This is a genomic window from Ruegeria sp. HKCCA5763 (assembly GCF_013034545.1).
Taxonomy (GTDB): domain Bacteria; phylum Pseudomonadota; class Alphaproteobacteria; order Rhodobacterales; family Rhodobacteraceae; genus Ruegeria.
The window spans coordinates 1-26,906 of the sequence record NZ_WQGF01000010.1 but is presented as its reverse complement, the minus strand read 5'-3'; the positions used below and the strand labels follow the sequence as shown (position 1 = coordinate 26,906).

Sequence of the window (26,906 nt, the reverse complement as noted above, 5' to 3'; positions counted from 1 at the left end):
ATGACGGCGCAGCTTTCTTCCGGCACCGCAGCCTGCCCGGGCTGCCTTGCAGCCCCGGCGGAACCCGCCCGGTCGATTCCGGAGGATGTGCAGATAGCCCTGTCTTTGCCGGGTATTCACTGCTCGGCCTGTATTGCGACCGTCGAAAGGGAACTGAACGCGCATCCCGGTGTTGAAAATGCACGGGTGAACCTAACCCTGAAACGCGCGATGATCAAAGCAACGCCTGAAACACGTGCTGTCGATCTGATCCCAGTGCTTGAGAAAGCCGGTTTTGAAGCGCACGAGCTTGATCCGGGCGCCTTGTCGGCCACTCAGACGGACAAGGCAGGGCGTGACTTACTGATGCGCCTGGCGGTGGCCGGGTTTGCTTCCATGAACGTCATGCTGTTGTCGGTTTCGGTCTGGTCCGGGGCCACTGACGCCACGCGGGACATGTTCCACTGGATTTCTGCCGCGATTGCTCTGCCTGCCATCGCGTTTTCAGCCCAGCCCTTCTTTGCCAATGCGTGGAGCGCCTTGCGGGTGCGCCGCCTGAACATGGATGTGCCAATTGTGTTGGCGATCTTGTTGGCGCTGGTCACATCGCTTTGGGAAACCGCGTTGAGTGGCGAACATGCCTATTTCGATGCGGCCCTGACCCTGACCTTCTTCCTGCTGGCCGGTCGTTATCTGGATTACCGCACCCGTGCCGCAGCCCGATCCGCGGCCGAAGAACTGACCGCGCTTGAGGTGCCGCGCGCGATCCGTTTGGTGGATGGCGTAGAAAATGAAATTGCAGTTGCTGATCTGAAAGTAGGCGATTTGATCCTTGTGCGCCCCGGCGGTCGGATGCCAGTGGACGGTGAGATTGTGTCGGGCCAGTCCGAACTCGACCGCTCGCTACTGACCGGAGAAACGGTGCCTGTATTTGCCGAAATCGGCCAGTTGGTCAGTGCAGGTGAGGTCAACCTGACTGGTCCTTTGACATTGCGCGCAACTGCGGTGGGCGAGGATACGTCGCTGCACCGCATGGCGGATCTGGTGGCCATCGCTGAATCCGGTCGGTCGCGTTATACTTCTTTGGCCGACAAGGCGGCCAAGCTTTATGCGCCGGGCGTTCACATCCTATCAGCGCTCAGCTTTCTGGGCTGGTACATTTATTCCGGCGATATCCGCACGGCGTTGAATATCGCGGCGGCGGTTCTGATTATCACCTGCCCATGTGCTCTGGGTCTGGCCGTTCCAGCGGTGACAACGGCGGCGTCTGGCCGGTTGTTCCGCAAAGGTATGTTGATCAAACATGCAACCGCGTTGGAGCGTTTGTCCGAGGCTGACACGGTGGTGTTCGACAAAACAGGCACTCTGACATCCGGTTCGCCGGAACTGGTCAACTTAGGGGATCATTCCCGCGCGAAGGTCGAAGTTGCCCTGGCGCTGGCCGAGGCGTCGGCACACCCATTGTCTGTGGCTTTGGCGAAAGCCGCGCGTGAGGCCGGGATCAAGCCTGCCAACGTGCGGGGCGTCGTTGAGGTTCCGGGTTACGGCACCGAAGGTGAATACCGTGGTCAACGCGTGCGTTTGGGCCGGGCCGCTTGGGTCGGCGCAGAGCAGGGCAGTGAAACCTCAGCCTGGCTGGCTATTGGCGATCATGCGCCTTTGGCCTTCCGGTTCTCGGATGCGTTGCGCCCGGGTGCGGCCGAGGCGGTCGACGCGTTGCGTGCCGCTGGCAAGCATGTGGTCCTGATGTCCGGCGACTCGCAGGGGGCCGTGCGCGCGTTGGCTGAAAAACTGGGGATCACAGATTGGATTGCCGAAGCTTTGCCGCAGGACAAGGCGCATCGCATTCAGGACCTCAGCGATAAGGGTCACCATGTCCTGATGGTGGGCGACGGTCTGAATGACACGGCGGCCTTGGCGGCGGCGCATGTTTCGATCTCACCGGCGTCAGCGTTGGATGCCGCACGGGTGGCGTCGGACATTGTGTTGTTGGGCAATGACCTTTCCCCCATCGCGGATGCTTGCGACACGGCGGTCAAAGCGACAAAACGCATTCGCGAAAACTTCCGCATCGCGACTGTCTACAACGTGATAGCCGTTCCATTGGCAGTGATTGGGCTTGCAACTCCATTGATCGCGGCGCTTGCGATGTCGACCTCGTCCATCACCGTGTCGCTCAATGCCCTGCGGTTGAGGTGAACCGGATGGAAGTTCTTGCCTACCTGATCCCGATTTCACTGTTGCTGGGCGGCGTTGGCCTGGTGGCTTTTGTCTACACTGTCCGGTCGAACCAGTATGAAGATCCTGAGGGTGACGCGCGCCGGATCCTGAGCGATGAATGGGACGATAAACCCAAACCCTGACCGCTCAGGGCAGAGTTGATCCAACTGCCCTTGAAATTGCCGCAATGCCCGGTTATGTCCGGGCCATCCGCTAGCAGAGAGAACACGCCAAATGGCCACCACCAACCCGATTCAGTTCATTCAGCAAGTCCGTGCCGAAGTGTCCAAGGTCGTCTGGCCGACCCGGCGCGAGGTGCTGTTGACCACGGTTATGGTTTTCATCATGGCGGCGCTTACGGCGGTCTTCTTTGCTTTGGTCGATCTGGGTATCCGGGGTGGCCTTCAGCTGATTCTGGGCGCGTTCAGCTAAGCGTGGAAACGCGGCTGCCCCCTTGCACAGCGGGCAATGTCAGAGTAGTTGACGCAGGACTATTCGGAATGGGCGTGTGGCGATTCGGGCTGCGCGCCGCTTTTTATTCCGGATAACGTGACAAGATTTTAATGACGGGTGTATCCGGCAAATCCGATACCCCGAAGACAGACAAGGACGACAGGTTCATGGCGAAACGGTGGTACTCGGTCAGCGTTCTTTCGAATTTCGAAAAGAAGATCGCAGAACAGATCCGCACGTCGGTGGCTGAACAGGGCCTTGAAGACGACATCGACGAAGTACTGGTGCCCACCGAAGAGGTGATCGAAGTGCGCCGCGGCAAGAAGGTCACGACCGAACGCCGCTTTATGCCCGGCTACGTTCTGGTGCATATGGAAATGTCAGATCAGGGCTATCACCTGATCAACTCGATCAACCGCGTGACCGGTTTCTTGGGCCCGCAAGGCCGCCCGATGCCGATGCGTGACGCCGAGGTGAACCAGATCCTCAACCGCGTTCAGGAAGGTGAAGAAGCGCCCAAGCTGATGATCACCTTCGAGGTCGGCGAGAAGGTCAAAGTCAACGACGGACCGTTCGAGGATTTCGACGGCATGGTCGAAGGTGTGGACGACGAAAACCAGAAACTGAAGGTCTCGGTTTCGATCTTTGGTCGCGAAACCCCGGTCGAGCTGGACTTTACGCAGGTTACGAAGCAGGGCTAATCGCTCTTCGCTTATTTTCGACGCCGCGCTGCCACGGGCAGCGCGGCGTTTTTTTTTGACGATCGTTTATCAATCAACACCAAACAGCGATCCAGCCACACGGCCAGCCGTTTTTACGGCCGGCCCGGAATAAGCTCTTGTTCTTGAAGCACTGTCAGAATGTCGAGGATTGTCGAAGGGCTGACGTCCACTGAGCCTTCAAGGAGAACGCCAAGACCACCTTCTCCGATCTCGCGCGGGCCGCCTTTGTCGTAGGTTGGGTCAAGTGACGCAAGCTCTGCCGGCAGTTCCGGGCACAGCGGAGTGTCGTTCAGTGCAAGATCCACTGCAGCCAACATCAACTCCTTCACCGAGTCTAATGTGTCGTCTTCCAGCAGTTGCTCTCGCTGTTCTTCGGGGGCCGTAAGGGTAAGATCAATAAGCTTGAAATAGGCGCAGTTGTCCCGCACTTCGACAGTTGCTTCGGTGGATAGGCTTGCCAGTATCGCTCTTTTTTCTTCACCGCGTTCAAAGTTGCGTTCACCGGTGCGGCTGCATTCAAAAATCGTGATGGTCACGTCCCCATCCAGATCTATTACTTGGTCTTCGGCCTTAAAGCTCAAATCATCAAGTCTGACTTGCAGACCACAATTGTCGACGATCGCATTGTCAGCCAACCGCTCGGGCACAACCTTTTGAACTTCGCGCAGGTCGAGAAGGGCACCGACCCCGATCCGAGTGGGCGCAGCGGCGGTGAGGTTCAGATCAAGAGTATACGGCAGTTCGGTATCGCGAACCGGTAGTGTCGCGTCGATGACAAAGTCTACCTGCTGCGCGTCAGGGGCGCGAGGGCCCAGAACTGCTGCGATAAGGGCTGGAAGAATTAACCAAAGTCTCATTCAGCAAACTCCAACACACCAAGTTCTTTCAGCCCTGCAAGGACTTTCACTATCGTCTCGGCGCTTACATCGGCCGAACCGACAACAGCAGCGCCCAATCCTCCTGGCGCGATTTCGCGCGTTCCGCCGGATTCGTAATTCGGATCAAGTACAGAGAATTCTTCAGGTAATGGCGGACAAACCGGATTGGCCGCCAAAAACTCGCCGCCCTTTTCAAGGACAGCTTCATTTATTCGGTTGGTCAGCCCAAAAAGGTCGGTAACAGCTCCGATGAACCCACGCGGTCTGAGGTCAGCGCTTTCGATACTGAACGTAAGGCATTGGCCTTTAACCTCTGCCTTGGCGACAGCAGTTGCATCAACCGTGGCCCCGAAATACCGAAAGCCGGGTTCTTCATTTCGTTTGCACCGCGTAAACTGGGCGCGGGCTGAGCCTTCTACTTTAACGGTTTCACCTATTGCAGTGACATCTCGGATCTCGAGGTAAATCTGGCGTTTACAGCTTTCTTCCAAGGGGCCAGTCAGTATCTGAGGTGCCTTTTCCTGCAATCCACGCAAATCCATGAACGCTCGCAATCGCAGGCGGGTTGGGCTGGATTCCTCTAGACCGCCGTAGACGGTGAAGGGAACGGGAATATCGCGCAAAGGAACTTCCTTGGTCAGCTTGACTTGAAAGCGACCGGCATAGGTGGCGGGGTCAATTCCTGCCGTGTTGCGTGAAGCAGTGTTTTGGGGTGCTTCGGATTGGGCAGTTGTCTCGGACACTGCACCCTGATCCTGGGCGTTGCTGCCGCATCCGGGCACAATTGCGAAAAGAACACAAATCAGTAGCCCTTTGTTTAGTCGAGATGATGCCAACTCAGACCGCCCCTTCTATATCCAACCTGCCCTAAGATAACCGTCGGGGGTTCATAAGCAACTTATGTCTTTGAGAAATCTGTTTTACTTCTTACGCGGTTGTTGGTGTTCGGGAATGGTCAGGGCGCAAAACGGTTGTGTTGCGGTAATTCTGTAGTTGGTTTCCGACGTCTCGGGGCGACGCATACTGATCAGATGAGGATCAGATCAAACTGCGCATTAGTCAGATCAACAAGGTCCGCAAACATGCAAAAAACGCCGCGAAGCATCAGGCACCGCGACGTTGTTTGATGACGAATTACGTTTCATTCTTCTCGCTCTACTGCGCCTGAACCATAGCTGCGCGCAGCAGTTGTGGGCGGTCGGTCTGTGACGGTAGGAAAACAGCTTGCGATCCGGCATCCAGTGCCGAAAGGCTCGCATCGTACCACTGCATCGCCAGATCACGACGTTCTGGCACACCGAAGCCTTCGCGCAGGTGGTGGCCAATAAGCTCTCCGTAGGCGGGCTCACCCATTGCAACCAGCATCAGCGCAGACCCGACTGCGGTGTCCATATTGTCCTGACGGTAGCCGATCGCGAGGCAGACCTTGCTTGTTGCCGCAAGATCTTCGGGGCTAAGGCCGGAATCCAGCGCAAGCTTGCGCATCTGAGTTTCTGCATCAGTTTTTGAGTTTAGAGACAAGGCGACCACTTGCGGTGCCAACATATCGCCATACGAGTCGCACTGGGCCGTTACCTGATCCGGCGTCAGCCCTTGGATGTCCTGCATAAGCTCCTCGCCGCGGGCCATGGCATAGCTTCGGGCGAGGCAGAACTGCTCGCTGAGTGCAAAATCAGGATCAGACATGTTCGACAAAGTTGTATAACCGCCATTGGTCGATGTTTGAAGCATCACCCCGCTACAGCGATTGGCTAGCGATGGACCTCCGGTTCCTCCGGAAAACAGGCTTGGCAGGCTGGCAGATTTTGTCTCCGCGGTCTCGGTCTCCTGAGGGGTCGCGACTGGCGTGGTCGGTGCCGGTGCCTGAGGGGCTGCAGCCACGGCTGATCCGCTATGGAGTTTTTGGCGATAAGCCATAAGCAGCGGTTGGCCCGAAAGTTGCATGGTGGCTTGTCCGCCGCTTGTCGCCCAGTAATAGGCTTGCATCAGGAAATCATATTGATAGGGCTGGAAGTCATGGCCATTTACAGGATAGCCCATTGAAGCCTGGTAGCGTTCGATCGCCGATCGGGTGCCACGGCCGACCTGACCATCGACACGCCCGGCATTGTAGCCAAAATAGTTGAGCGCTGTTTGGGTTTGCGCACCTTGCGTGGTCGACGGAATGCCCGGTCGGTATGTCCGGGTGGATGACCGCGCTTTCTTTTTCTGCTGGTCCTTGCCTATCGCATATCCCACGACCCCGCCGACAACGGCTCCGCCGAGGAAATCGCCAGCGTCTGCTTGTGCTGTCTGAGGCGCGGTCGCAGCGAAAGAGACCGCGATGACAAGTGTTGCTGCTAATCGGAAAATCATAATTAACCTCCACCAAAAATAACTATTTTCACTAAGTATAACACAGCTGGGATCCGCACGGGTGTCCAAGCCCACGACCGTCTGAAGCTTGGGTAGTTTGCCCGCTGGTTTGCAGGTTGTGCGGCAGTGCTTTTTTCACTGCAGTTAAAGGCATTAACACTTTATTGCATTGTTGGGTGCTTAACGCCTGGCATCTCATTGAGGCGATCGGAGCGGACTTGTATCGGACGCTCGGCAAAGCCCAAGCCTTGCTTTGGACGCGAGGGTATTGATTCTATGATTTCCAATTGGAATCCAGACCACTTGCCAAGCTTCACATTCCCCTGTACACGCCGCCTCTATCGTCTTCGGGCGAGATTCTCTCGTGGGAGGTTTCTGGGATCGCGATCCCCGACCGGACCACGCAACATAATCTGGGTGGGACGCGTCCTGCCTAAGTTGAAAGGAAAACCAAATGGCCAAGAAGCTTGCTGGTACAATGAAGCTGCAGGTTCCTGCAGGTCAGGCGAACCCGTCGCCGCCAGTTGGTCCGGCGCTGGGTCAGCGCGGCATCAACATCATGGAATTCTGCAAGGCGTTCAACGCCAAGACAGCAGACATGGAGCCCGGCGCTCCTTGCCCGACCGTGATCACCTACTATCAGGACAAGTCCTTCACCATGGACATCAAGACGCCGCCCGCGTCTTACTACCTGAAAAAAGCAGCTGGTCTGAAGCCGGTCGGCAAGCGTAACCGCCCCCGTGGCGCGGAAAACCCAGGTCGTGAGACCGTGGCTACCGTGACCAGCAAGCAGGTTCGCGAAATCGCCGAAGCCAAAATGAAAGATCTGAACGCCAACGACGTCGAAGGCGCAATGCAGATCATCCTGGGCTCGGCCCGCTCTATGGGCATCGAGGTGAAGTAAGATGGCAAAACTCGGTAAACGTACCCGCGCTGCGCGCGAAGCTGTCGCCGGCAAGGAAAACCTGTCGGTTGAAGAAGCTGTTGCTCTGGTCAAGGGCAACGCAACCTCGAAATTCGACGAGACCATCGAAATCGCGATGAACCTGGGCGTTGACACCCGTCACGCAGACCAGATGGTTCGCGGCGTTGTTGGCCTGCCGAACGGCACTGGTAAAGCGATGCGCGTTGCTGTTTTTGCTCGCGGCCCGAAGGCTGACGAAGCGAAAGAAGCTGGCGCAGATATCGTTGGCGCAGAGGACCTGATGGAAACCATTCAGGGCGGCACCATCGAATTTGATCGCTGCATTGCCACCCCGGACATGATGCCGATCGTTGGTCGTCTGGGTAAGGTTCTGGGGCCCCGTAACCTGATGCCGAACCCCAAAGTTGGCACCGTGACCATGGATGTGAAAGCAGCCGTGGAAGCAGCCAAGGGCGGTGAAGTTCAGTTCAAGGCGGAAAAAGGCGGTGTTGTGCACGCTGGCGTTGGCAAAGCGTCGTTTGACGAAGCTAAGCTGGTCGAAAACGTTCGCGCCTTTGTCTCGGCTGTTGCCAAGGCCAAGCCGTCGGGCGCCAAAGGCACCTACATGAAGAAAATCGCGCTGAGTTCGACCATGGGCCCAGGCGTGACGCTGGATGTTGCGGAAGCTTCGGGCGAATAAGCGCTTGGAAACGTAAGAATTGTGGACCCCGGTGGATTATTCCGCCGGGGTTTCTTTGTTTTGCAGGTCGTGCTTTCAAATTTGTGAAGAACAGTCTCTTTCAAATCGGTTCAATGATTTGATAGCGTCCCGCAGGTAAGCTTGCCGTGACAGTCTTGAGGCAGGGTCAATTGGCGCGCGTCAAACACTTGGTTGGAAGTTAATATGGTCGAACGAGTATTCTTTGCGCAGGACAACGAAAGTCTGGTCGTAACCTCAAGCAGTAACGGGTCGATTGTCGGAGACGGCATCATAAACAACTCTGACACACCGAATGGCACGGTTTTTGTGTACTCGTCGGGTATGGGCGCAACCATCACCCTGGATGACACGCTTGACGTTGATGTCTTCAACGATGATGACACGGCAAACCACACGATCATTGATGGCGGCGGCATTGTTGCAAACGGGCAGGGCGTTGAATCTGAATCCGTGATTACAGTGCGGGCTCTGGATGCAGGGGGAAGCCCAACCGGACCTGAGATCGACATATACGTATTCTCTCAAGGTGGCGTGACGCAGGATGTATGGGGATATGCATCTTCAGCCCCGTTGCAGGATGGTGTCTCTTACGTAAAGGTCGGCGGGTCCAACTTAGGGGCATCAGATTACGCCGATTATATCACCTGCTTTGGAGAAGGCACTTTGATCCGAACGGAGGCTGGCGATTTGCCAGTCGAAGATCTGCGGGTCGGCACTAAGGTCTGGACCCGCGATGCCGGGTTCCAAGAGGTTCTTTGGGTTGGCCATACCGAGGTGGCCGCCAAAGGTGCGTGTGCCCCGGTTGTGATCCAGGCTGGTGCGATTGGAAACTCCGGCACGTTGGTTGTGTCACAGCAACACCGGGTTTTGATTGATGTGCCCGCGGCGGAAATGCTGTTTGGTCAGGCCGAGGTTTTGGTCGCGGCCAAGCACCTGTGCGGCATGCCCGGTGTATCGATCCGCGAATCCGGGACAGTGAGATACACGCATTTCATGTTTGATCGTCATCACATCATGCAATCGAACGGCGCTCTGACCGAGAGCTTTTTCCTGACCAAAAATTCGGTCAGCACGCTGTCATCCTCGCAACGCAGTGAAATCCTGTCTCTGTTCCCGGCGCTGCAGAACGCGGATGCAGGGTTTGATCGCACTGCGGCCATGACCATCGGGTCAGGCGCGGCGTCAGTGTTGCGTGCTTACATATAATCCCTGCATCGGTTGGGTCAGATGCGAGGGCGCTTGAAATCGGGGCGAACCCTCAATTTACCCCTTGGAAACCCCGCCCTTCTGCCCTAAGTAGACCTGCGGAATAAAGCGTGCGATTCGTCGTGCGCTTTCTTTCGTTTCGTCCAAGACGGTGGGTGGGTCCATTTGGTCCCTTAATTCCCTGCCTGAGACGGGTAAGACCAAAGAATTCTGAGGGTCCCACCCTCGGGCGCATTTTGGCCAATCCCGTAACAACGGACCTGAACGCCGGAGCGAAGGCTGCGGCAAATATGAGCCGGGGTGAGGTATCGCCCCTAACTTGGAGAGAACTGTGGATAGAGCCCAGAAAGAGAAAGTGGTCGAGGAACTCGGCCAAATCTTCGAAAGCTCTGGCGTCGTAGTGGTTGCTCACTACGCCGGTCTGACAGTTGCCGAGATGCAGGACCTTCGCGCACGTGCTCGTGACGCGGGTGGCTCTGTGCGTGTTGCCAAGAACAGGCTCGCCAAAATCGCCCTTGAGGGTAAGCCGTGTGAAAGCATGGCCGACCTGCTGACAGGGATGACCGTTCTGACCTATTCCGAGGACCCCGTGGCAGCAGCCAAGGTGGCCGAGGACTTCGCCAAGGATAACAAGAATTTTGAGATCCTCGGCGGTGCAATGGGTGAGAACGCTCTGGACCGCAAAGGCGTCGAAACAGTTTCGAAAATGCCGTCTCGCGAGGAGCTTATTGCTTCGATCGTGGGCTGCATTGGCGCACCTGCTTCGAACATCGCCGGCGCGATTGGCGCACCTGCAAGCAACATCGCAAGCATGCTTTCCACCATCGAAGAAAAGGCGGAAGCTGCGTAAGCGGTTGGCACTGAATGATCTGCGTAGGGTGAATACCCTGACGTTGGAACACACACTGTAAACGGAAAGAGCTGATAAAATGGCTGATCTGAAAGCACTCGCAGAAAGCATCGTGGGTCTGACCCTGCTGGAAGCACAAGAACTGAAAACCATCCTCAAAGACGAATATGGCATCGAGCCCGCAGCAGGCGGCGCAGTTGTCATGGCAGCAGGCGGCGACGCCGGCGGCGCAGCTGAGGAAGAAAAAACCGAATTCGACGTCGTTCTGAAGAACGCCGGCGCATCGAAAATCAACGTCATCAAAGAAGTTCGCGGCATCACCGGCCTGGGCCTGAAAGAAGCCAAGGAACTGGTCGAAGCCGGCGGCAAGATCAAAGAAGGCGTGGACAAAGCAGAAGCAGAAGACGTCAAAGCCAAGCTGGAAGCAGCTGGCGCCGAAGTCGAGCTGGCCTAAGCTTAGTCTCAGGTGCGTCGCTGATGCGCCGAAAAATTTGGCTGGGTCCGGAGAAATCCGGGTCCAGCCGAACCTGTCTTAGAAAGGGCCTCAACGCATGGGGTGTTTTCTAAGACACGGTTTTCGGATCGGGAGGCCGCCTTCGGGACGGTGGCCATGAATTGATCCGGACGTGTTGTCTCGATTGTGCAAGATGCCGGGGCCCGACGGTGTCTTTGCCCGCTGAGAACATCGAAAGGTGACATCTGACATGGCTCAAACGTTCCTTGGCCAGAAACGTCTTCGTAAATACTACGGCAAAATCCGCGAAGTGCTGGAGATGCCGAACCTTATTGAGGTACAGAAATCTTCTTATGATCTTTTCCTACGCTCCGGCGATGCAGAGCAGCCAACAGACGGCGAAGGCATCAAAGGTGTGTTCCAGTCGGTTTTCCCGATCAAGGATTTCAACGAAACCTCCGTTCTGGAGTTCGTGAAATACGATCTGGAAAAACCCAAATACGACGTCGAAGAATGTATGCAGCGTGACATGACTTACAGCGCGCCGCTGAAGGTCACTCTGCGTCTGATCGTGTTTGATGTCGACGAAGACACCGGCGCGAAGTCGGTAAAAGACATCAAGGAACAGGATGTCTTCATGGGCGACATGCCTTTGATGACGCCGAACGGCACCTTTGTCGTGAACGGGACCGAGCGTGTGATCGTATCCCAGATGCACCGCTCGCCCGGTGTGTTCTTTGACCACGACAAGGGCAAGACCCATTCCTCGGGCAAGTTGCTGTTTGCCTGCCGCATCATCCCGTATCGCGGCAGCTGGCTGGACTTTGAATTCGACGCCAAGGACATCGTGTTCGCCCGTATCGACCGCCGCCGCAAACTGCCTGTGACAACCCTGCTTTATGCACTGGGTTTGGATCAGGAAGCGATCATGGACGCGTATTACAACACCGTGTCCTACAAGCTGGACAAGAAGAAAGGGTGGATCACGCCGTTCTTCCCCGAGCGTGTGCGTGGGACCCGTCCGACCTATGATCTGGTTGACGCCAAATCCGGTGAAGTGATTGCCGAAGCAGGTAAGAAAGTCACTCCGCGCGCGGTCAAAAAACTGATCGACGAAGGCACCGTAACCGACCTTCTGGTTCCGTTCGATCACATCGTTGGCAAATTTGTCGCGAAGGACATCATCAACGAAGAAAACGGCGCGATCTATGTCGAAGCCGGTGATGAACTGACCCTGGAATACGACAAAGACGGTGACCTGATTGGCGGTACTGCCAAAGAACTGATCGATGCGGGCATCACCGACATCCCGGTTCTGGATATCGACAACGTCAATGTTGGTCCGTACATGCGCAATACCATGGCTCAGGACAAGAACATGAGCCGCGAAACCGCGCTGATGGATATCTACCGCGTCATGCGTCCGGGCGAACCGCCCACCGTTGAAGCTGCGTCGGCCCTGTTCGACACCCTGTTCTTCGACAGCGAGCGTTATGACCTGTCCGCCGTTGGCCGCGTGAAGATGAACATGCGTTTGGCACTGGATGCGCCGGACACCCTGCGCACCCTACGCCGTGAAGATATCGTGGCCTGCATCAAGGCGCTGGTTGAACTGCGTGACGGCAAAGGCGACGTGGACGATATTGACCACCTCGGCAACCGTCGTGTGCGTTCGGTTGGCGAACTGATGGAAAACCAGTACCGCGTTGGCCTGCTGCGTATGGAGCGCGCGATCAAAGAGCGTATGTCGTCGGTTGAAATCGACACTGTCATGCCTCAGGACCTGATCAACGCGAAACCTGCTGCGGCTGCTGTCCGCGAATTCTTCGGCTCGTCGCAGCTGTCGCAGTTCATGGACCAGACCAACCCGCTGTCGGAAGTTACGCACAAACGCCGTCTCTCGGCGCTTGGGCCCGGTGGTCTGACGCGTGAGCGTGCGGGCTTTGAGGTGCGCGACGTGCACCCGACCCACTATGGCCGGATGTGCCCGATTGAAACGCCGGAAGGTCCGAACATCGGTCTGATCAACTCGCTGGCCACCTTTGCTCGCGTGAACAAATATGGCTTCATCGAAACACCGTATCGCGTTGTCAAAGACGCCGAGGTGACCGATGAGGTTCACTACATGTCCGCGACCGAGGAGATGCGTCACACCGTGGCGCAGGCGAACGCGACGCTGGATGCCGATGGCAAGTTCATCAACGATCTGGTGTCGACCCGCCAGGCCGGTGACTACACCCTTGCCCCGCGCGAGAATGTAGACCTGATCGACGTGTCGCCGAAACAGCTGGTCTCGGTCGCTGCATCGCTGATCCCGTTCCTTGAAAATGACGACGCCAACCGCGCTCTGATGGGCTCGAACATGCAACGTCAGGCGGTTCCGCTGCTGCGGGCCGAAGCACCGCTGGTCGGTACCGGTATCGAGGAAAAGGTTGCGATCGACTCGGGTGCTGCGATTCAGGCGAAACGCGCCGGTATCATCGACCAGGTCGATGCCCAGCGTATCGTTATCCGCGCCACCGAAGATCTGGAACTGGGTGACGCTGGCGTTGACATTTACCGTCTGCGCAAGTTCCAGCGTTCGAACCAGAACACCTGCATCAACCAGCGTCCGCTGATCAAGGTGGGTGACACCGTCCAGAAGGGCGAGGTCATTGCCGACGGTCCGTCGACCGACATGGGTGAACTGGCGCTTGGTAAGAACGTGGTCGTCGCGTTCATGCCTTGGAACGGTTACAACTACGAAGACTCGATCCTGATCAGCGAACGTATCGCGCGTGATGACGTCTTTACCTCGGTCCATATCGAGGAATTCGAAGTCGCCGCCCGTGACACTAAGCTGGGTCCGGAAGAGATCACCCGCGACATCCCGAACGTCGGTGAAGAAGCGCTGCGCAACCTCGACGAGGCGGGCATCGTTTACATCGGCGCGGATGTTGAGCCGGGCGATATTCTGGTCGGCAAGATCACTCCGAAGGGCGAAAGCCCGATGACCCCGGAAGAAAAGCTGCTGCGCGCCATCTTCGGTGAAAAAGCATCTGACGTGCGCGACACCTCGCTGCGCGTGAAGCCGGGCGATTACGGTACAGTCGTCGAAGTCCGTGTCTTCAACCGTCACGGCGTCGAAAAAGACGAGCGTGCGCTGCAGATCGAGCGTGAGGAAGTCGAACGTCTGGCCCGTGACCGGGACGACGAGTTGGCGATCCTGGACCGCAACATCTATGCGCGTCTGCAGGGCTTGATCCTAGGTAAAACCGCTGTCAAAGGGCCGAAAGGCGTCAAGGCAGGGTCGGTGATCACCGAGGAGCTGCTGGAAACTCTGACTCGTGGTCAGTGGTGGCAGCTGGCGCTGGAAGGCGAGCAGGACGCGCAGATCGTCGAAGCTCTGAACGAGCAGTACGAAGTGCAAAAGCGTGCTTTGGACGCCCGTTTCGAAGACAAGGTCGAAAAAGTCCGTCGTGGCGACGACCTGCCGCCGGGTGTGATGAAGATGGTCAAAGTCTTCATCGCCGTGAAGCGTAAGCTGCAGCCAGGCGACAAGATGGCCGGTCGTCACGGGAACAAAGGTGTGATCTCCAAGGTTGTTCCGATGGAAGACATGCCGTTCCTGGCCGATGGTACCCCGGTTGACTTCTGTCTTAACCCACTTGGCGTACCTTCGCGTATGAACGTTGGTCAGATCCTTGAAACCCACATGGGTTGGGCTGCACGCGGCCTGGGTCTGAACATTGATGAGGCTCTGGGTGAATATCGCCGCTCCGGCGATCTGACCCCGGTGCGCGAAGCGATGAAGCTGGCCTATGGCGAAGATGTCTACGAAGAAGGCATCACCGGTCTGGACGAGGATGGCCTGATCGAGGCAGCGGGCAACGTGACCCGCGGTGTTCCGATCGCAACCCCGGTCTTCGACGGCGCCAAAGAGGCTGACGTCAACGATGCGCTGGTGCGTGCGGGCTTCTCGGAAAGCGGTCAGTCGGTTCTGTTCGACGGTCGTACCGGTGAGCAATTCGCGCGTCCGGTCACCGTGGGCATCAAGTACCTGCTGAAACTGCACCACCTTGTGGACGACAAAATCCACGCGCGTTCGACCGGGCCGTACAGCCTGGTGACCCAGCAGCCGCTGGGTGGTAAGGCGCAGTTCGGTGGTCAGCGCTTTGGTGAGATGGAAGTCTGGGCTCTGGAAGCTTACGGCGCCGCCTACACCCTGCAGGAGATGCTCACCGTGAAATCGGATGACGTCGCCGGCCGGACCAAGGTCTATGAGTCGATCGTCAAGGGCGAGGATAACTTTGAAGCGGGCGTACCGGAATCGTTCAACGTTCTGGTGAAAGAAGTCCGTGGCCTCGGCCTGAATATGGAACTCCTGGATGCGGAGGTTGAGGAGTAAGGGCGCTGCCCTTTCTCCCGTCCCCCCTTCCGCAAGATTTGAGGTAACAAATGAACCAGGAAATCACCAACAACCCGTTCAACCCGCTGACGCCCCCGAAGGTCTTTGACGAGATCAAGGTCTCGCTGGCGTCGCCCGAGCGGATCCTGTCTTGGTCCTATGGCGAGATCAAGAAACCCGAAACCATCAACTACCGGACGTTCAAGCCTGAACGTGACGGCCTGTTCTGCGCGCGTATCTTTGGCCCGATCAAAGACTACGAATGTCTGTGCGGCAAATATAAGCGGATGAAGTATCGCGGCGTTGTCTGCGAAAAATGCGGTGTGGAAGTCACCCTGCAGAAAGTCCGCCGCGAGCGTATGGGCCACATCGAACTGGCCGCGCCCGTCGCACATATCTGGTTCCTGAAATCGCTGCCGTCCCGCATCGGTCTGATGCTGGACATGACGCTGCGCGATCTGGAACGCGTTCTGTACTTTGAGAACTATGTCGTCATCGAGCCTGGTCTGACTGACCTGACCTACGGCCAGATGCTGACCGAAGAAGAGTACATGGATGCGCAGGATGCCTATGGCATGGACGCGTTCACCGCGAATATCGGTGCCGAAGCCATCCGCGAGATGCTGGCCCAGATCGATCTGGAAGCCGAAGCCGAGCAGCTACGCGCCGATCTGGCCGAAGCCACCGGCGAGCTGAAGCCCAAGAAGATCATCAAGCGTCTGAAGGTTGTTGAATCCTTCCTCGAGTCGGGCAACCGGCCCGAATGGATGGTTATGACTGTGATCCCGGTCATTCCGCCGGAATTGCGTCCGCTGGTTCCGCTGGATGGTGGCCGTTTCGCGACTTCGGACCTGAACGATCTGTATCGCCGCGTCATCAACCGGAACAACCGTCTGAAGCGTCTGATCGAACTGCGCGCGCCTGACATCATCGTCCGCAACGAAAAGCGGATGCTGCAGGAATCCGTGGATGCTCTGTTCGACAACGGCCGTCGTGGCCGCGTGATCACTGGCGCCAACAAGCGCCCGCTGAAATCGCTGTCGGACATGCTGAAAGGCAAGCAGGGCCGCTTCCGTCAGAACCTTCTGGGTAAGCGCGTCGACTTCTCGGGCCGTTCGGTCATTGTGACCGGTCCGGAGCTTAAGCTGCACCAGTGTGGTCTGCCCAAGAAGATGGCGCTGGAACTGTTCAAGCCGTTCATCTACTCGCGCCTTGAAGCCAAGGGTCTGTCTTCGACCGTGAAACAGGCGAAGAAACTGGTCGAGAAAGAGCGTCCCGAAGTGTGGGATATTCTCGACGAGGTGATCCGCGAACACCCTGTCATGCTGAACCGTGCGCCGACGCTGCACCGTCTTGGCATTCAGGCGTTCGAGCCGGTCCTGATCGAAGGTAAAGCGATCCAGCTGCACCCGCTGGTCTGTTCGGCCTTTAACGCCGACTTCGACGGTGACCAGATGGCCGTTCACGTGCCGCTGAGCCTTGAGGCGCAGCTGGAAGCCCGTGTTCTGATGATGTCGACGAACAACGTTCTGTCGCCTGCAAACGGCGCACCGATCATCGTTCCATCGCAGGATATGATCCTGGGTCTCTACTATGTGACCCTGGAGCGCGAAGGCATGCCGGGCGAAGGCAAGGTCTTTGGTTCGATCGAAGAAGTTCAGCATGCGCTGGACGCGGGTGAGGTGCATCTGCACTCAAAAATCACCGCGCGGATCACGCAGATCGACGACGAAGGCAACGAAGTTCAAAAGCGCTATGAAACCACTCCGGGCCGTCTGCGTCTGGGTGCTCTGCTGCCGATGAACAACAAAGCGCCGTTCGAACTGGTCAACCGCCTGCTGCGGAAGAAAGAAGTGCAGCAGGTGATCGACACCGTCTACCGTTACTGCGGTCAGAAAGAGTCGGTTATCTTCTGTGACCAGATCATGTCGATGGGCTTCAAAGAAGCGTTCAAGGCGGGCATCTCGTTCGGTAAGGACGACATGGTCATCCCAGGCGACAAGTGGGGCATCGTTGATGACACCCGCGGTCAGGTGAAGGATTTCGAACAGCAGTACATGGATGGCCTGATCACTCAGGGCGAAAAGTACAACAAGGTTGTCGATGCCTGGTCGAAGTGTAACGATCGCGTCACCGACGCGATGATGAGCACGATCTCGTCATCGGATCGGGCAGAGGACGGGTCCGAGCAGGAACCGAACTCGGTCTACATGATGGCCCACTCGGGTGCGCGTGGCTCGGTCACTCAGATGAAACAGCTGGGCGGTATGCGCGGCCTGATGGCCAAGCCGAACGGTGACATCATCGAGACGCCGATCATCTCGAACTTTAAAGAAGGCCTGACCGTTCTCGAGTACTTCAACTCGACCCACGGTGCCCGTAAGGGTCTGTCGGATACCGCTCTGAAGACAGCGAACTCGGGTTACCTGACCCGTCGTCTGGTGGACGTGGCGCAAGACTGTATCGTTCGTGAGATCGATTGTGGCACCGAGCGTGCGATCACAGCCGAAGCCGCTGTGAACGACGGTGAGGTTGTCGCCTCGCTGGCCGAACGTGTGCTGGGCCGTGTCGCTGCTGACGATGTTCTGCGTCCGGGCACCGATGAGGTGATCGTGGCTGCAGGTCAGCTGATCGACGAACGTATGGCCGACACCATCGACGAAGCCGGTGTTGCCTCAATGCGCATCCGCTCACCTCTGACTTGTGAGTCCGAGGAAGGCGTCTGTGCAACCTGCTACGGTCGTGACTTGGCCCGCGGTACCATGGTGAACACAGGTGAAGCTGTCGGCATCATCGCCGCTCAGTCGATCGGTGAACCCGGTACGCAGCTGACCATGCGGACTTTCCACATCGGTGGTGTTGCGCAAGGTGGTCAGCAGTCGTTCCAGGAAGCCAACCAAGAAGGTGTTGTCGCGCTCGAGAACCCGCAGATCCTGGTCAATGCCGCAGGCGAAAGCCTGGTCATGGGCCGGAACATGAAGCTGGTGATCAACGACGAGCATGGCGAAGAGCGTGCCAGCTTCAAGTTGGGCTACGGCTCCAAGCTGTTCGTCAAAGACGGCACCAAAGTGGCCCGTGGCGACAAGCTGTTCGAATGGGATCCCTACACCCTGCCGATCATCGCCGAGAAAGCCGGTACCGCGAAATACGTTGACCTTGTTTCGGGCCTTGCTGTCCGCGACGAGACTGACGAAGCAACCGGCATGACCCAGAAGATCGTGATCGACTGGCGCGCGGCCCCCAAAGGCAGCGACCTCAAGCCCGAGATCATTCTGGTCGGTGAAGATGGCGAGCCGGTCCGCAACGACGCGGGCAACCCGGTTCACTATCCGATGTCGGTGGATGCGATCCTGTCGGTCGAAGATGGCCAGCAAATCGAAGCCGGTGACGTTGTCGCGCGTATCCCGCGTGAAGGTGCCAAGACCAAGGACATCACCGGTGGTTTGCCGCGTGTGGCCGAACTGTTCGAAGCCCGTCGTCCGAAAGATCACGCGATCATCGCAGAAGCCGATGGTTACGTGCGCTTTGGCCGCGACTACAAGAACAAGCGCCGTATCAGCATCGAACCGGCGGACGAGTCCATGGAGACCATCGAGTACATGGTACCCAAGGGCAAGCACATCCCGGTCGCCGAAGGGGACTTCATCCAGAAGGGTGAATACCTGATGGACGGTAACCCGGCTCCGCATGACATCCTGTCCATCATGGGTGTCGAAGCGCTGGCGGATTACATGATCGACGAGGTGCAGGACGTGTATCGTCTGCAGGGCGTGAAGATCAACGACAAGCACATCGAGGTCATCGTGCGCCAGATGCTGCAGAAGTGGGAGATCCTGGATTCAGGCGACACCACCCTGCTAAAAGGCGAGCATGTCGACAAGCAGGAGTTCGACGCGGCCAACGAGAAGACCCTCTCGCGCGGTGGTCGTCCGGCACAGGGCGAACCGATCCTGTTGGGGATCACCAAAGCCTCGCTGCAGACGCGTTCGTTCATCTCGGCGGCGTCGTTCCAGGAAACCACCCGTGTGCTGACCGAAGCTTCGGTTCAGGGCAAGAAGGACAAGCTGGTTGGCCTGAAAGAGAACGTCATCGTTGGTCGTCTGATCCCCGCCGGTACCGGTGGGGCCACTCAGGCCGTCCGCCACATCGCGCAGTCGCGTGACAACGTGGTCATCGAAGCCCGCCGGGAAGAGGCCGAAGCCGCCGCTGCTCTGGCCGCGCCGACTTTCGACGACGACATGGTTGGTGATGAGCTGGACGTTCTGGTGGAAACCCCGGAAAGCCGCGAGTAAGCTCACAGTATAAATTTGAAAAAGGCCCTGCAAAACGCGGGGCCTTTTTTCTTGGATTAGTGTCAACGTTGGCCCACGGCAATTGAAAGCAATAGCTAAGGCATTAGCGGTATATCTGTAGGCTCTGGCGCGGCCCCTGCGGCGGTGAGCATGGCATTTATTTGCCCCCGGTGATGGGCTTGGTGATTAAAGAACTGAACAACACAGACGGCCTTAGGCATTTCGATTTTGGATAAGCTGCCAGGTGGGTACCACCTGACAAAACCATTGAGATATTCACAGGTTGTGCCAGAAGCCCATCCTTGGATTTCCGTATCGCGCTGCGTGCGTAAGTCTTTGAATTCAGACCAATCTGAAGGGCTGGTCAGTGAATGGGTGATTGTTTCCTGTGGGCGTTCGTTTCCTTTGATGCGCTCAAGCATAAGGGCATCGGCCCAATAGAGGTGGTTCATAGTTGCAGCGATGGATTTGAAGAACGCGCCTCGATCCTTCCAGCGCTGAGCTTCGGTCAAGCCGTCCGATGCAGTGATGAGCGAGATATTTTGCCATCTATTGTAGCGCGCCATAAGTCGGCAATAAGCGGCTGAAATCATCTTTCATGGCCTCAGAGTTATTGTGGAAGTATTGGGAAAATTGAGCGCTTTACATTGGAACAAGGCAAATTGCGCTGGGGCCCGCACACGCTATCACGTCGTTGGGTGACTATGAAATTACAGATGTCACCGGCTTTGCGTGAGCTTTTTCTCAATCAAGCCTGTCAATGCGCTGCATAACCAAGTCCTGTTTTCGGTTCGCGCTTGTTAACACGAAAGCAGATTGCGTTGTGGCAAGACAGCACGACAATTTGATCCAACACTGCCTTCAAGCACGGTGCTTCGTTCTTGCGGACCCACAATCTCTAGCTTAGCTCCGACCAGAGATATTATTTTGATTTTGAATTGGCTCATGGGCACAGAACACAACTCTTTCGAAGATCGCGTTGCGCGGATCAGGCAGCGCTCAGACGAGAATGCAAGAAACGCACCCCGGCCCAGAGCCGAGAGCTTCTGGCGACGCCTGGCCTATCCAGGTGCATTTGTCGGGGCGTTTTTGCTGGGGATCTTTGCCGTTTTTCTGACCCGCTACATTCAGTATCAATCCGTCGGCATACCAGTTCAACGACAGGTTGATACGCAGGATTTCGTCAGCCTCGGTCTTGCGGGTGGGGCCTGCATCATGGTGACGCTTTTTCTGAAAGGTAAGCTTCGAGAATTTGCAGGTGCGCTAACGGTTGGCGCGTTGCTGACGACATTCACCTTTCACAACCTTGTTTGGAACTACCCGGTATTTTTTGAGCAAACCTACGGAAAAGACTGGGTGGATTTTGTCAAAGACACGACGGAACCTTCGAGCTTGAACGTCTTCGGAATTATTTTGCCTTTAGGCTGACATCTGGATGGTGGCGGCAAGCGATATTGACATCCAAGGTTATACCCTGGCCAATACAGGCGTTTGCCAGCCCGGAGCCCAATCCTTATGACCCCGAACACCAAAGGTGCCTTGCTAATGATGGGCAGCATGGCGGCATTTACCCTGAACGATACGCTGGTGAAGGTCGCGTTACAGGAATTGCCGCTTTTCCAGTTGGTTGCACTAAGGGGTGCTTTGGCCGTTATGCTGGTTTATCTGCTGGCGCGGTCTCTGGGGGCGCTGCACCTGAATTTTTCGCGGCACGACAAGTGGCTGGTCGCCCTGCGTAGCTTGACCGAACTGGCTGCCACTTTCTTTTTTTTGACAGCGTTGAAGAATATGCCGCTTGCCAACGTGACGGCCATTTTGCAGGCGCTGCCACTGACTGTCACGCTGGGCGCGGCGTTGGTTTTCTCAGAGCAGGTCGGCTGGCGGCGTACCTTGGCGATTGTTGTGGGGTTCATTGGTATGGTGTTGATCGTACGGCCGGGCCCGGACGGGTTCAGCGTGTATTCTGTCTATGCCCTGATCGCAGTGGCGTTGATTACGGTTCGGGATCTTGTTACCCGACGCATGTCCGCCGATGTGCCGTCGATGGTTGTGACCCTGGCAACCTCGGGCTCAATCGCAGTTGTCGCGGCGATTGCTTCGGTTTTTGAAGGATGGGCGCCGGTCTCGGCTGCAGCAGGGTCTCTGGTCGCCGTCGCTGCCGTCTTTGTGCTGATGGGATATCTTTTAAGCGTCATGGTCATGCGTCAGGGGGATGTTGGATTTGTTGCCCCGTTTCGGTATTCCAGCCTGCTCTGGGCGTTGGGGCTGGGGTGGGTCGTTTTTGATGAATGGCCAGATGCGGTGACGATGCTAGGTGCAGCGCTGATCGTAGGCGCAGGGTTGTTCACACTCTTCCGCGAGAGGGTTCGTCAAGGTGCAGCGTGAACCTGCCTGACATAGGTCTGGTCAATGGCAAAGCGGGATAGGAATTCGGCTTTTTGTGGTGGTGAAAGCGGACTTAGGTCGGCATTCGTGCTTCTTGTGCGGGGAGAGTCATTGAATCGGTTCAAGCCACGCACCCACATCGGGCCATCGGGGCGGGTGACCACAGGCATAGCCCGGTTCATCCTGTTGTGGGCAAAATTCATGATTGATTTCCGGTTGCCGCCCTGCACAAACATGCCAAGCCCGGCTGTCATCAGCGGGCGATGCACGCGAATGGCCTGAATCCCTTGGGCATTTGCGCGGGCCAGATACCCGAAGTTGAAATCAATCGCCACCATAGTGCGGCTCTGCAAGAGCGCTGCGCAATCAACTGCCGTTCCCCGCAGTCTTTCGACAAAGTCCACGGCCACTGCATCATCATCGTCGTGACGAAACTGCAGGCAAGGCGCGTCGAGATTTTGACGTGCCGCATTCAGAACCTCTTGCATGACCTTCCTGTGCCGGCCCGGAGGTCTGGCGACAATTTCTACCCGTTTCAGGTCAGCGGTCAGGTCGTTCAGGCGATCGAAGGCGGGTTTGGGCAGGCATTCACCAATGACGATCCGCAGATGAAAGTCTTGGTCGGTTTGCTGTCGCAGACCGGGCAGGGCGATGGTTTCAAACAAACGGAACCGCTCTTCCAACCGATCGTGGTGATACAGGAACTGCCGCCGTTCTTCGACAGAGGCATGCATGGTTTGAAACCCACCAATGGCGGGATAGGAAAAGCGGCAAAGACCGAGGACCTGCATCTGCTCAAGTCCCGACAGGGGTAGTTTCGACCTCTTCAGGGTCGATAGAGAAACGTGTACGCAAATCCATTGCCTGTTCCCCAGTGACGGGCAACAAATCACGCGTATCCTTCCGGGCGTGGTCCGAGTCGTTGAACCCGTGCAGCATCCGCACCCACATTGGTGCGTCCGGGTAGCTGACGACTGGCATGAACCGCGCCAGTCTGTTGTGCAGTCGGTCAAAGATTGTCCGTTTACTTCCGCCCCGAACATACATACCCAAGCCGACCCCCAGCAGTGATCGATAGACCTGCGCGACGTGCAACTCATTTTTGTCACGCCGGGCGACGTAACCGAGGTTGTAGTCTATCGCGACCGACTCGCTCTGCTGTACCAGTCCTGCATTTTCGCGAATTGCAGAGCGTAGCTTTTCTATGAAATCGACCGAGACCGCGTCATCGTCGTCATGCCGAAACTGAAGGCAGGGTTTATGCGGGTCTGTTCGGGCGGTGTTCAGAACCTCCCGCATCACTCGCTTATGATCTGCGGCTTCCTTTTCGATGATGCGGATCTGTTTGATCCCAGCGGTCAGATCTCGTAGCCGTTGCGCATAGGGTGGCGGCAGGCATGTTCCCGTAAGCACCAGCAGCTCAAACGCCTCATCGGTTTGGGAGCGAAAGCCGGGCAGAGTGATGGTTTCAAACAGGCGAAAGCGTTCCTCCATCCTGTCGGTGTCATACAGAAACCGTCTTTGATCTTCGATTGAGTCTTGGCTGAGCCGAAAGCCGCCAATCGAAGGATAGGAAAAGCGGCACAGGCCAATCACTTGCATCTGTTGTCCATCACCTGGTATTCCGCACGACTATGCCCCCGCCGTGAAACGGCTGCAACGGGGTGGTAGCGTCTTATGTTGAAGCCTCCGACGCCCTAATCCCTGCCCGCCCGAGGCTGCCGGTATAGTGCTGTTGACACTTGGGTCGACTCCGCCTATTACGCGCGTCATCTCGGTACCGGGGGCCGCCCCAAAACCGATTTCAGTAATGAACTGGTCAAGACCCGGACAATTTTGCAGTTCGCGTCCTCTGATAACCAACCGCGACGTTCACCTCGGAATGGGAACGCTCGCGGATTTTGCGCTTGTGGACGCATGAGTGCAACGAATTTAGCCGCACGCAGCCCGCGTGCATGTCATGTGTGTTGCAAAACGGGGAAGAAACCGGAATGCCAACTATTCAACAGCTGATCCGCAAACCGCGGCAGCCTAAAGTAAAACGCTCGAAGTCCATGCACCTGGAGCAGTGCCCGCAGAAGCGCGGCGTCTGCACCCGCGTGTACACCACCACACCGAAAAAGCCGAACTCGGCTATGCGTAAGGTTGCCAAAGTGCGCCTGACCAACGGGTTCGAGGTCATCTCGTACATCCCCGGTGAAAGCCACAACCTGCAGGAACACTCGGTTGTTCTGATCCGTGGCGGCCGTGTGAAAGACCTTCCCGGTGTGCGTTACCACATCCTGCGCGGTGTTCTGGATACTCAGGGCGTCAAAGACCGTAAGCAACGTCGTTCGAAATACGGCGCGAAGCGTCCCAAGTAAGAAGGAGAGGCTGATATGTCACGTCGTCACGCCGCCGAAAAACGCGAAGTCCTGCCTGACGCCAAGTTTGGCGACAAGGTACTGACCAAATTCATGAACAACCTGATGATCGACGGCAAGAAGTCGGTCGCAGAGCGCATCGTTTACAACGCGTTTGACCGCGTTGAGAACAAGGTAAAGCGCGCTCCTGTCGAAGTGTTCCACGAAGCGCTCGACAACATCAAACCATCGGTCGAGGTTCGCTCGCGCCGGGTTGGTGGTGCAACCTATCAGGTTCCGGTCGAAGTGCGCCCCGAGCGCCGCGAAGCGCTGGCCATCCGCTGGCTGATCACTGCTGCGCGCGGCCGCAACGAAAACACCATGGAAGAACGCCTCGCCGGTGAACTGCTGGACGCTGTACAGTCCCGCGGTACTGCCGTGAAGAAGCGCGAAGACACCCACAAGATGGCCGAGGCAAACAAAGCCTTCAGCCACTACCGTTGGTAATTCAGAGGCTTATCAAAAATGGCACGCGAATATCCGCTCGAACTGTACCGTAACTTCGGTATCATGGCGCACATCGACGCAGGTAAGACCACCTGCTCGGAGCGTATCCTGTATTACACTGGTAAATCCCACAACATCGGTGAGGTGCACGATGGTGCAGCCACCATGGACTGGATGGAGCAGGAGCAGGAACGCGGCATCACCATCACCTCGGCTGCGACCACCACCTTCTGGGAACGCACCGAAGACGGTCAGACCGCCGATACCCCCAAGCACCGCCTGAACATCATCGACACCCCCGGCCACGTTGACTTCACCATCGAAGTTGAACGCTCGCTGGCGGTTCTCGACGGTGCTGTCTGCGTTCTGGACGCAAACGCCGGTGTTGAGCCCCAGACCGAAACCGTGTGGCGTCAGGCTGACCGCTACAAGGTTCCGCGTATGGTTTTCGTCAACAAAATGGACAAGATCGGCGCAGACTTCTTTAACTGCGTTCGCATGATCGAAGACCGCACCGGCGCACGCGCTGTTCCGGTTGGTATCCCGATCGGCGCCGAGTCCGAGCTTGAAGGTCTGATCGACCTGGTCACCATGGAAGAATGGCTGTGGCAGGGCGAAGATCTGGGCGCTAGCTGGATCAAAGCTCCGATCCGCGACAGCCTGAAAGACATGGCTGACGAATGGCGCAGCAAGATGATCGAAGCGGCCGTCGAAATGGACGACGACGCGATGATGGAATACCTGGAAGGCAATGAGCCCGACGTTCCGACCCTGCGCGCCCTGCTGCGCAAAGGCACCTTGGACATCGCGTTTGTTCCGGTTCTGGGTGGTTCTGCGTTCAAGAACAAAGGTGTTCAGCCGCTGCTCAACGCTGTGATCGACTATCTGCCCAGCCCGCTGGACGTTGTTGATTACATGGGCTTTAAGCCCGGCGACGAGGAAGAAGTTCGTGACATCGCACGTCGTGCCGATGACGCAATGGCGTTCTCGGGTCTTGCGTTCAAAATCATGAACGACCCCTTTGTTGGCTCGTTGACCTTTACCCGGATCTACTCGGGCACCATGAACAAGGGTGACTCGATCCTGAACTCGACCAAAGGTAAGAAAGAGCGCATCGGTCGTATGATGATGATGCACTCGAACAACCGGGAAGAGATCGAAGAAGCGTTTGCAGGCGACATCATCGCGCTGGCGGGTCTGAAAGACACCACCACCGGTGACACACTGTGTGATGCGAAGGATCCGGTGGTTCTGGAAACCATGACCTTCCCCGATCCAGTGATCGAGATCGCGGTTGAGCCCAAAACCAAGGGCGACCAGGAAAAGATGTCCCAGGGTCTGGCCCGTCTGGCCGCTGAAGACCCGTCTTTCCGCGTGGAAACCGACCTAGAATCGGGTCAAACCATCATGAAAGGCATGGGCGAACTTCACCTGGACATTCTGGTTGACCGTCTGAAGCGCGAGTTCAAGGTTGAAGCGAACATCGGTGCACCGCAGGTGGCCTATCGTGAAACCATCTCGATGCCGGTCGAGCACACCTACACCCACAAGAAACAGTCGGGTGGTTCGGGTCAGTTCGGTGAAGTTAAGCTGGAAATCCAGCCGACTGAGCCGGGCGAAGGGTACTCGTTCGAAAGCCGCATCGTTGGTGGTGCTGTTCCGAAGGAATACATCCCAGGTGTTGAAAAAGGCATCAACTCGGTCATGGACAGCGGCCCGCTGGCTGGTTTCCCTGTGATCGACTTCAAGGTTGCCTTGCTGGACGGTAAGTTCCACGACGTTGACTCGAGCGTTCTGGCGTTCGAAATCGCGGCCCGTATGTGTATGCGTGAAGGTATGCGCAAAGCAGGCGCGAAACTGCTGGAACCGATCATGAAGGTCGAAGTGATCACCCCGGAAGAATACACCGGCGGTATCATCGGCGACCTGACCTCGCGTCGTGGCCAGGTGTCTGGTCAAGAACCGCGCGGCAACGCAATCGCGATCGACGCGTTCGTTCCGCTGGCGAACATGTTCGGCTACATCAACACTCTGCGTTCGATGTCGTCGGGCCGTGCCCAGTTCACCATGCAGTTCGACCACTACGATCCGGTTCCGCAGAACATCTCGGACGAGATTCAGGCGAAATACGCATAAGCGAAGATTTGAGGGAGCTCCGGTGCGGGGCTCCCTTCATTACCGAAAAAGGAGGCCATCATGGCAAAGGAAAAGTTTGAGCGTACAAAACCGCACGTCAACATCGGCACGATTG

Annotated in this window: 22 protein-coding genes; 16 read left to right on the top strand and 6 right to left on the bottom strand. The window is 57.0% G+C overall.

Annotated features, from left to right (window positions below):
• The 4 genes from GOV89_RS16560 to nusG all read left to right on the top strand — a co-directional run bounded on the left by GOV89_RS16560 (position 1) and on the right by nusG (position 3,353).
• Positions 1 to 2,178, top strand: coding sequence for a heavy metal translocating P-type ATPase (locus GOV89_RS16560; RefSeq protein ID WP_171180103.1), 2,178 nt, complete (start codon positions 1 to 3; stop codon positions 2,176 to 2,178).
• A gap of 5 nt (positions 2,179 to 2,183) precedes the next feature.
• Entirely contained in the window at positions 2,184 to 2,342 is a 159-nt protein-coding gene (gene ccoS, locus GOV89_RS16555; protein WP_170596844.1) for a cbb3-type cytochrome oxidase assembly protein CcoS, read from the top strand.
• 91 nt (positions 2,343 to 2,433) lie between these two features.
• Complete coding sequence (gene secE / locus GOV89_RS16550; protein ID WP_050605011.1) at positions 2,434 to 2,631, top strand: preprotein translocase subunit SecE; 198 nt, start codon at positions 2,434 to 2,436, stop codon at positions 2,629 to 2,631.
• A gap of 188 nt (positions 2,632 to 2,819) precedes the next feature.
• Positions 2,820 to 3,353, top strand: coding sequence for a transcription termination/antitermination protein NusG (gene nusG / locus GOV89_RS16545; protein WP_170427716.1), 534 nt, complete (start codon positions 2,820 to 2,822; stop codon positions 3,351 to 3,353).
• Positions 3,354 to 3,466: 113 nt separating this feature from the next.
• On the opposite strand, the gene GOV89_RS16540 is transcribed toward nusG, so the two are convergent.
• From GOV89_RS16540 to GOV89_RS16530, 3 genes are all read right to left on the bottom strand, one after another.
• Positions 3,467 to 4,231, bottom strand: a complete 765-nt coding sequence (locus GOV89_RS16540) for a hypothetical protein (RefSeq protein WP_171180101.1) — start codon at positions 4,229 to 4,231, stop codon at positions 3,467 to 3,469.
• Entirely contained in the window at positions 4,228 to 4,995 is a 768-nt protein-coding gene (locus tag GOV89_RS16535; protein ID WP_171180099.1) for a hypothetical protein, read from the bottom strand. Before GOV89_RS16535 ends, GOV89_RS16540 begins: the two co-directional genes overlap by 4 nt.
• 412 nt (positions 4,996 to 5,407) lie before the next feature.
• Positions 5,408 to 6,607 carry a peptidoglycan-binding domain-containing protein gene (locus GOV89_RS16530; RefSeq protein ID WP_171180096.1) on the bottom strand — a complete coding sequence of 400 codons (1,200 nt, stop codon included), beginning with the start codon at positions 6,605 to 6,607 and terminating at the stop codon, positions 5,408 to 5,410.
• A gap of 454 nt (positions 6,608 to 7,061) precedes the next feature.
• Here GOV89_RS16530 and rplK point away from each other — a divergent pair, with 454 nt between their 5' ends.
• The 7 genes from rplK to rpoC all read left to right on the top strand — a co-directional run bounded on the left by rplK (position 7,062) and on the right by rpoC (position 19,421).
• Complete coding sequence (gene rplK, locus GOV89_RS16525) at positions 7,062 to 7,511, top strand: 50S ribosomal protein L11 (protein ID WP_010440985.1); 450 nt, start codon at positions 7,062 to 7,064, stop codon at positions 7,509 to 7,511.
• 1 nt (position 7,512) lies between these two features.
• The gene (rplA, locus tag GOV89_RS16520; RefSeq protein WP_171180094.1) at positions 7,513 to 8,211 is read left to right on the top strand and encodes a 50S ribosomal protein L1; all 699 of its coding nucleotides are present in this window, start codon (positions 7,513 to 7,515) and stop codon (positions 8,209 to 8,211) included.
• A 204-nt stretch (positions 8,212 to 8,415) separates the two neighbouring features.
• On the top strand, positions 8,416 to 9,438 hold the full coding sequence (locus GOV89_RS16515; RefSeq protein WP_171180092.1) for a Hint domain-containing protein: 1,023 nt from the start codon (positions 8,416 to 8,418) through the stop codon (positions 9,436 to 9,438).
• A 331-nt stretch (positions 9,439 to 9,769) separates the two neighbouring features.
• On the top strand, positions 9,770 to 10,288 hold the full coding sequence (gene rplJ, locus GOV89_RS16510; protein WP_171238669.1) for a 50S ribosomal protein L10: 519 nt from the start codon (positions 9,770 to 9,772) through the stop codon (positions 10,286 to 10,288).
• A gap of 79 nt (positions 10,289 to 10,367) precedes the next feature.
• Positions 10,368 to 10,742: a 50S ribosomal protein L7/L12 gene (rplL, locus tag GOV89_RS16505; protein WP_008204003.1), complete on the top strand. Its 375-nt coding sequence runs from the start codon at positions 10,368 to 10,370 to the stop codon at positions 10,740 to 10,742.
• A 250-nt stretch (positions 10,743 to 10,992) separates the two neighbouring features.
• Complete coding sequence (gene rpoB, locus GOV89_RS16500) at positions 10,993 to 15,129, top strand: DNA-directed RNA polymerase subunit beta (protein ID WP_171180091.1); 4,137 nt, start codon at positions 10,993 to 10,995, stop codon at positions 15,127 to 15,129.
• A gap of 50 nt (positions 15,130 to 15,179) precedes the next feature.
• Positions 15,180 to 19,421, top strand: a complete 4,242-nt coding sequence (rpoC, locus tag GOV89_RS16495) for a DNA-directed RNA polymerase subunit beta' (RefSeq protein ID WP_171238668.1) — start codon at positions 15,180 to 15,182, stop codon at positions 19,419 to 19,421.
• 95 nt (positions 19,422 to 19,516) lie between these two features.
• Here the strand turns inward: rpoC and GOV89_RS16490 are convergent, their stop codons facing one another.
• A complete protein-coding gene (locus GOV89_RS16490) occupies positions 19,517 to 20,014 on the bottom strand; it encodes a DinB family protein (RefSeq protein ID WP_171238667.1) in 498 nt (165 codons plus the stop codon).
• A 223-nt stretch (positions 20,015 to 20,237) separates the two neighbouring features.
• Here GOV89_RS16490 and GOV89_RS16485 point away from each other — a divergent pair, with 223 nt between their 5' ends.
• Together GOV89_RS16485 and GOV89_RS16480 are read left to right on the top strand one after the other, a co-directional pair.
• Entirely contained in the window at positions 20,238 to 20,849 is a 612-nt protein-coding gene (locus GOV89_RS16485; protein WP_171180087.1) for a hypothetical protein, read from the top strand.
• An 87-nt stretch (positions 20,850 to 20,936) separates the two neighbouring features.
• A complete protein-coding gene (locus GOV89_RS16480) occupies positions 20,937 to 21,806 on the top strand; it encodes a DMT family transporter (RefSeq protein WP_171180085.1) in 870 nt (289 codons plus the stop codon).
• Here the strand turns inward: GOV89_RS16480 and GOV89_RS16475 are convergent.
• Together GOV89_RS16475 and GOV89_RS16470 are read right to left on the bottom strand one after the other, a co-directional pair.
• A complete protein-coding gene (locus GOV89_RS16475; RefSeq protein ID WP_171238666.1) occupies positions 21,791 to 22,597 on the bottom strand; it encodes a putative rhamnosyl transferase in 807 nt (268 codons plus the stop codon). The two genes, GOV89_RS16480 and GOV89_RS16475, sit on opposite strands and share 16 nt — an antisense overlap.
• A gap of 4 nt (positions 22,598 to 22,601) precedes the next feature.
• A complete protein-coding gene (locus tag GOV89_RS16470) occupies positions 22,602 to 23,408 on the bottom strand; it encodes a putative rhamnosyl transferase (RefSeq protein ID WP_171180079.1) in 807 nt (268 codons plus the stop codon).
• Between the two features lie 389 nt (positions 23,409 to 23,797).
• Here GOV89_RS16470 and rpsL point away from each other — a divergent pair, with 389 nt between their 5' ends.
• From rpsL to fusA, 3 genes are read left to right on the top strand one after another with little or no spacing between them, the layout of a single operon-like run.
• Positions 23,798 to 24,169 (top strand): 30S ribosomal protein S12, encoded by a 372-nt coding sequence (gene rpsL / locus GOV89_RS16465; protein WP_005621086.1) that lies wholly within the window; start codon positions 23,798 to 23,800, stop codon positions 24,167 to 24,169.
• A gap of 15 nt (positions 24,170 to 24,184) precedes the next feature.
• Entirely contained in the window at positions 24,185 to 24,655 is a 471-nt protein-coding gene (gene rpsG, locus GOV89_RS16460; RefSeq protein WP_010441203.1) for a 30S ribosomal protein S7, read from the top strand.
• A gap of 18 nt (positions 24,656 to 24,673) precedes the next feature.
• Positions 24,674 to 26,791: an elongation factor G gene (gene fusA / locus GOV89_RS16455; protein ID WP_171180077.1), complete on the top strand. Its 2,118-nt coding sequence runs from the start codon at positions 24,674 to 24,676 to the stop codon at positions 26,789 to 26,791.
• Positions 26,792 to 26,906 lie beyond the last annotated feature (115 nt).

Bases quoted from the DNA above. Each gene is read 5' to 3' on its own strand.
- ccoS (WP_170596844.1), top strand. From the start codon at position 2,184: ATGGAAGTTCTTGCCTACCTGATCCCGATTTCACTGTTGCTGGGCGGC.
- rplK (WP_010440985.1), top strand. From the start codon at position 7,062: ATGGCCAAGAAGCTTGCTGGTACAATGAAGCTGCAGGTTCCTGCAGGT.
- GOV89_RS16490 (WP_171238667.1), bottom strand. From the start codon at position 20,014: ATGATTTCAGCCGCTTATTGCCGACTTATGGCGCGCTACAATAGATGG.
- GOV89_RS16515 (WP_171180092.1), top strand. From the start codon at position 8,416: ATGGTCGAACGAGTATTCTTTGCGCAGGACAACGAAAGTCTGGTCGTA.
- GOV89_RS16560 (WP_171180103.1), top strand. From the start codon at position 1: ATGACGGCGCAGCTTTCTTCCGGCACCGCAGCCTGCCCGGGCTGCCTT.
- rpoC (WP_171238668.1), top strand. From the start codon at position 15,180: ATGAACCAGGAAATCACCAACAACCCGTTCAACCCGCTGACGCCCCCG.
- secE (WP_050605011.1), top strand. From the start codon at position 2,434: ATGGCCACCACCAACCCGATTCAGTTCATTCAGCAAGTCCGTGCCGAA.
- rpsL (WP_005621086.1), top strand. From the start codon at position 23,798: ATGCCAACTATTCAACAGCTGATCCGCAAACCGCGGCAGCCTAAAGTA.
- GOV89_RS16480 (WP_171180085.1), top strand. From the start codon at position 20,937: ATGACCCCGAACACCAAAGGTGCCTTGCTAATGATGGGCAGCATGGCG.
- rpoB (WP_171180091.1), top strand. From the start codon at position 10,993: ATGGCTCAAACGTTCCTTGGCCAGAAACGTCTTCGTAAATACTACGGC.
- rpsG (WP_010441203.1), top strand. From the start codon at position 24,185: ATGTCACGTCGTCACGCCGCCGAAAAACGCGAAGTCCTGCCTGACGCC.
- GOV89_RS16530 (WP_171180096.1), bottom strand. From the start codon at position 6,607: ATGATTTTCCGATTAGCAGCAACACTTGTCATCGCGGTCTCTTTCGCT.
- GOV89_RS16540 (WP_171180101.1), bottom strand. From the start codon at position 4,231: ATGAGACTTTGGTTAATTCTTCCAGCCCTTATCGCAGCAGTTCTGGGC.
- rplA (WP_171180094.1), top strand. From the start codon at position 7,513: ATGGCAAAACTCGGTAAACGTACCCGCGCTGCGCGCGAAGCTGTCGCC.
- GOV89_RS16470 (WP_171180079.1), bottom strand. From the start codon at position 23,408: ATGCAAGTGATTGGCCTGTGCCGCTTTTCCTATCCTTCGATTGGCGGC.
- nusG (WP_170427716.1), top strand. From the start codon at position 2,820: ATGGCGAAACGGTGGTACTCGGTCAGCGTTCTTTCGAATTTCGAAAAG.
- GOV89_RS16475 (WP_171238666.1), bottom strand. From the start codon at position 22,597: ATGCAGGTCCTCGGTCTTTGCCGCTTTTCCTATCCCGCCATTGGTGGG.
- fusA (WP_171180077.1), top strand. From the start codon at position 24,674: ATGGCACGCGAATATCCGCTCGAACTGTACCGTAACTTCGGTATCATG.
- rplL (WP_008204003.1), top strand. From the start codon at position 10,368: ATGGCTGATCTGAAAGCACTCGCAGAAAGCATCGTGGGTCTGACCCTG.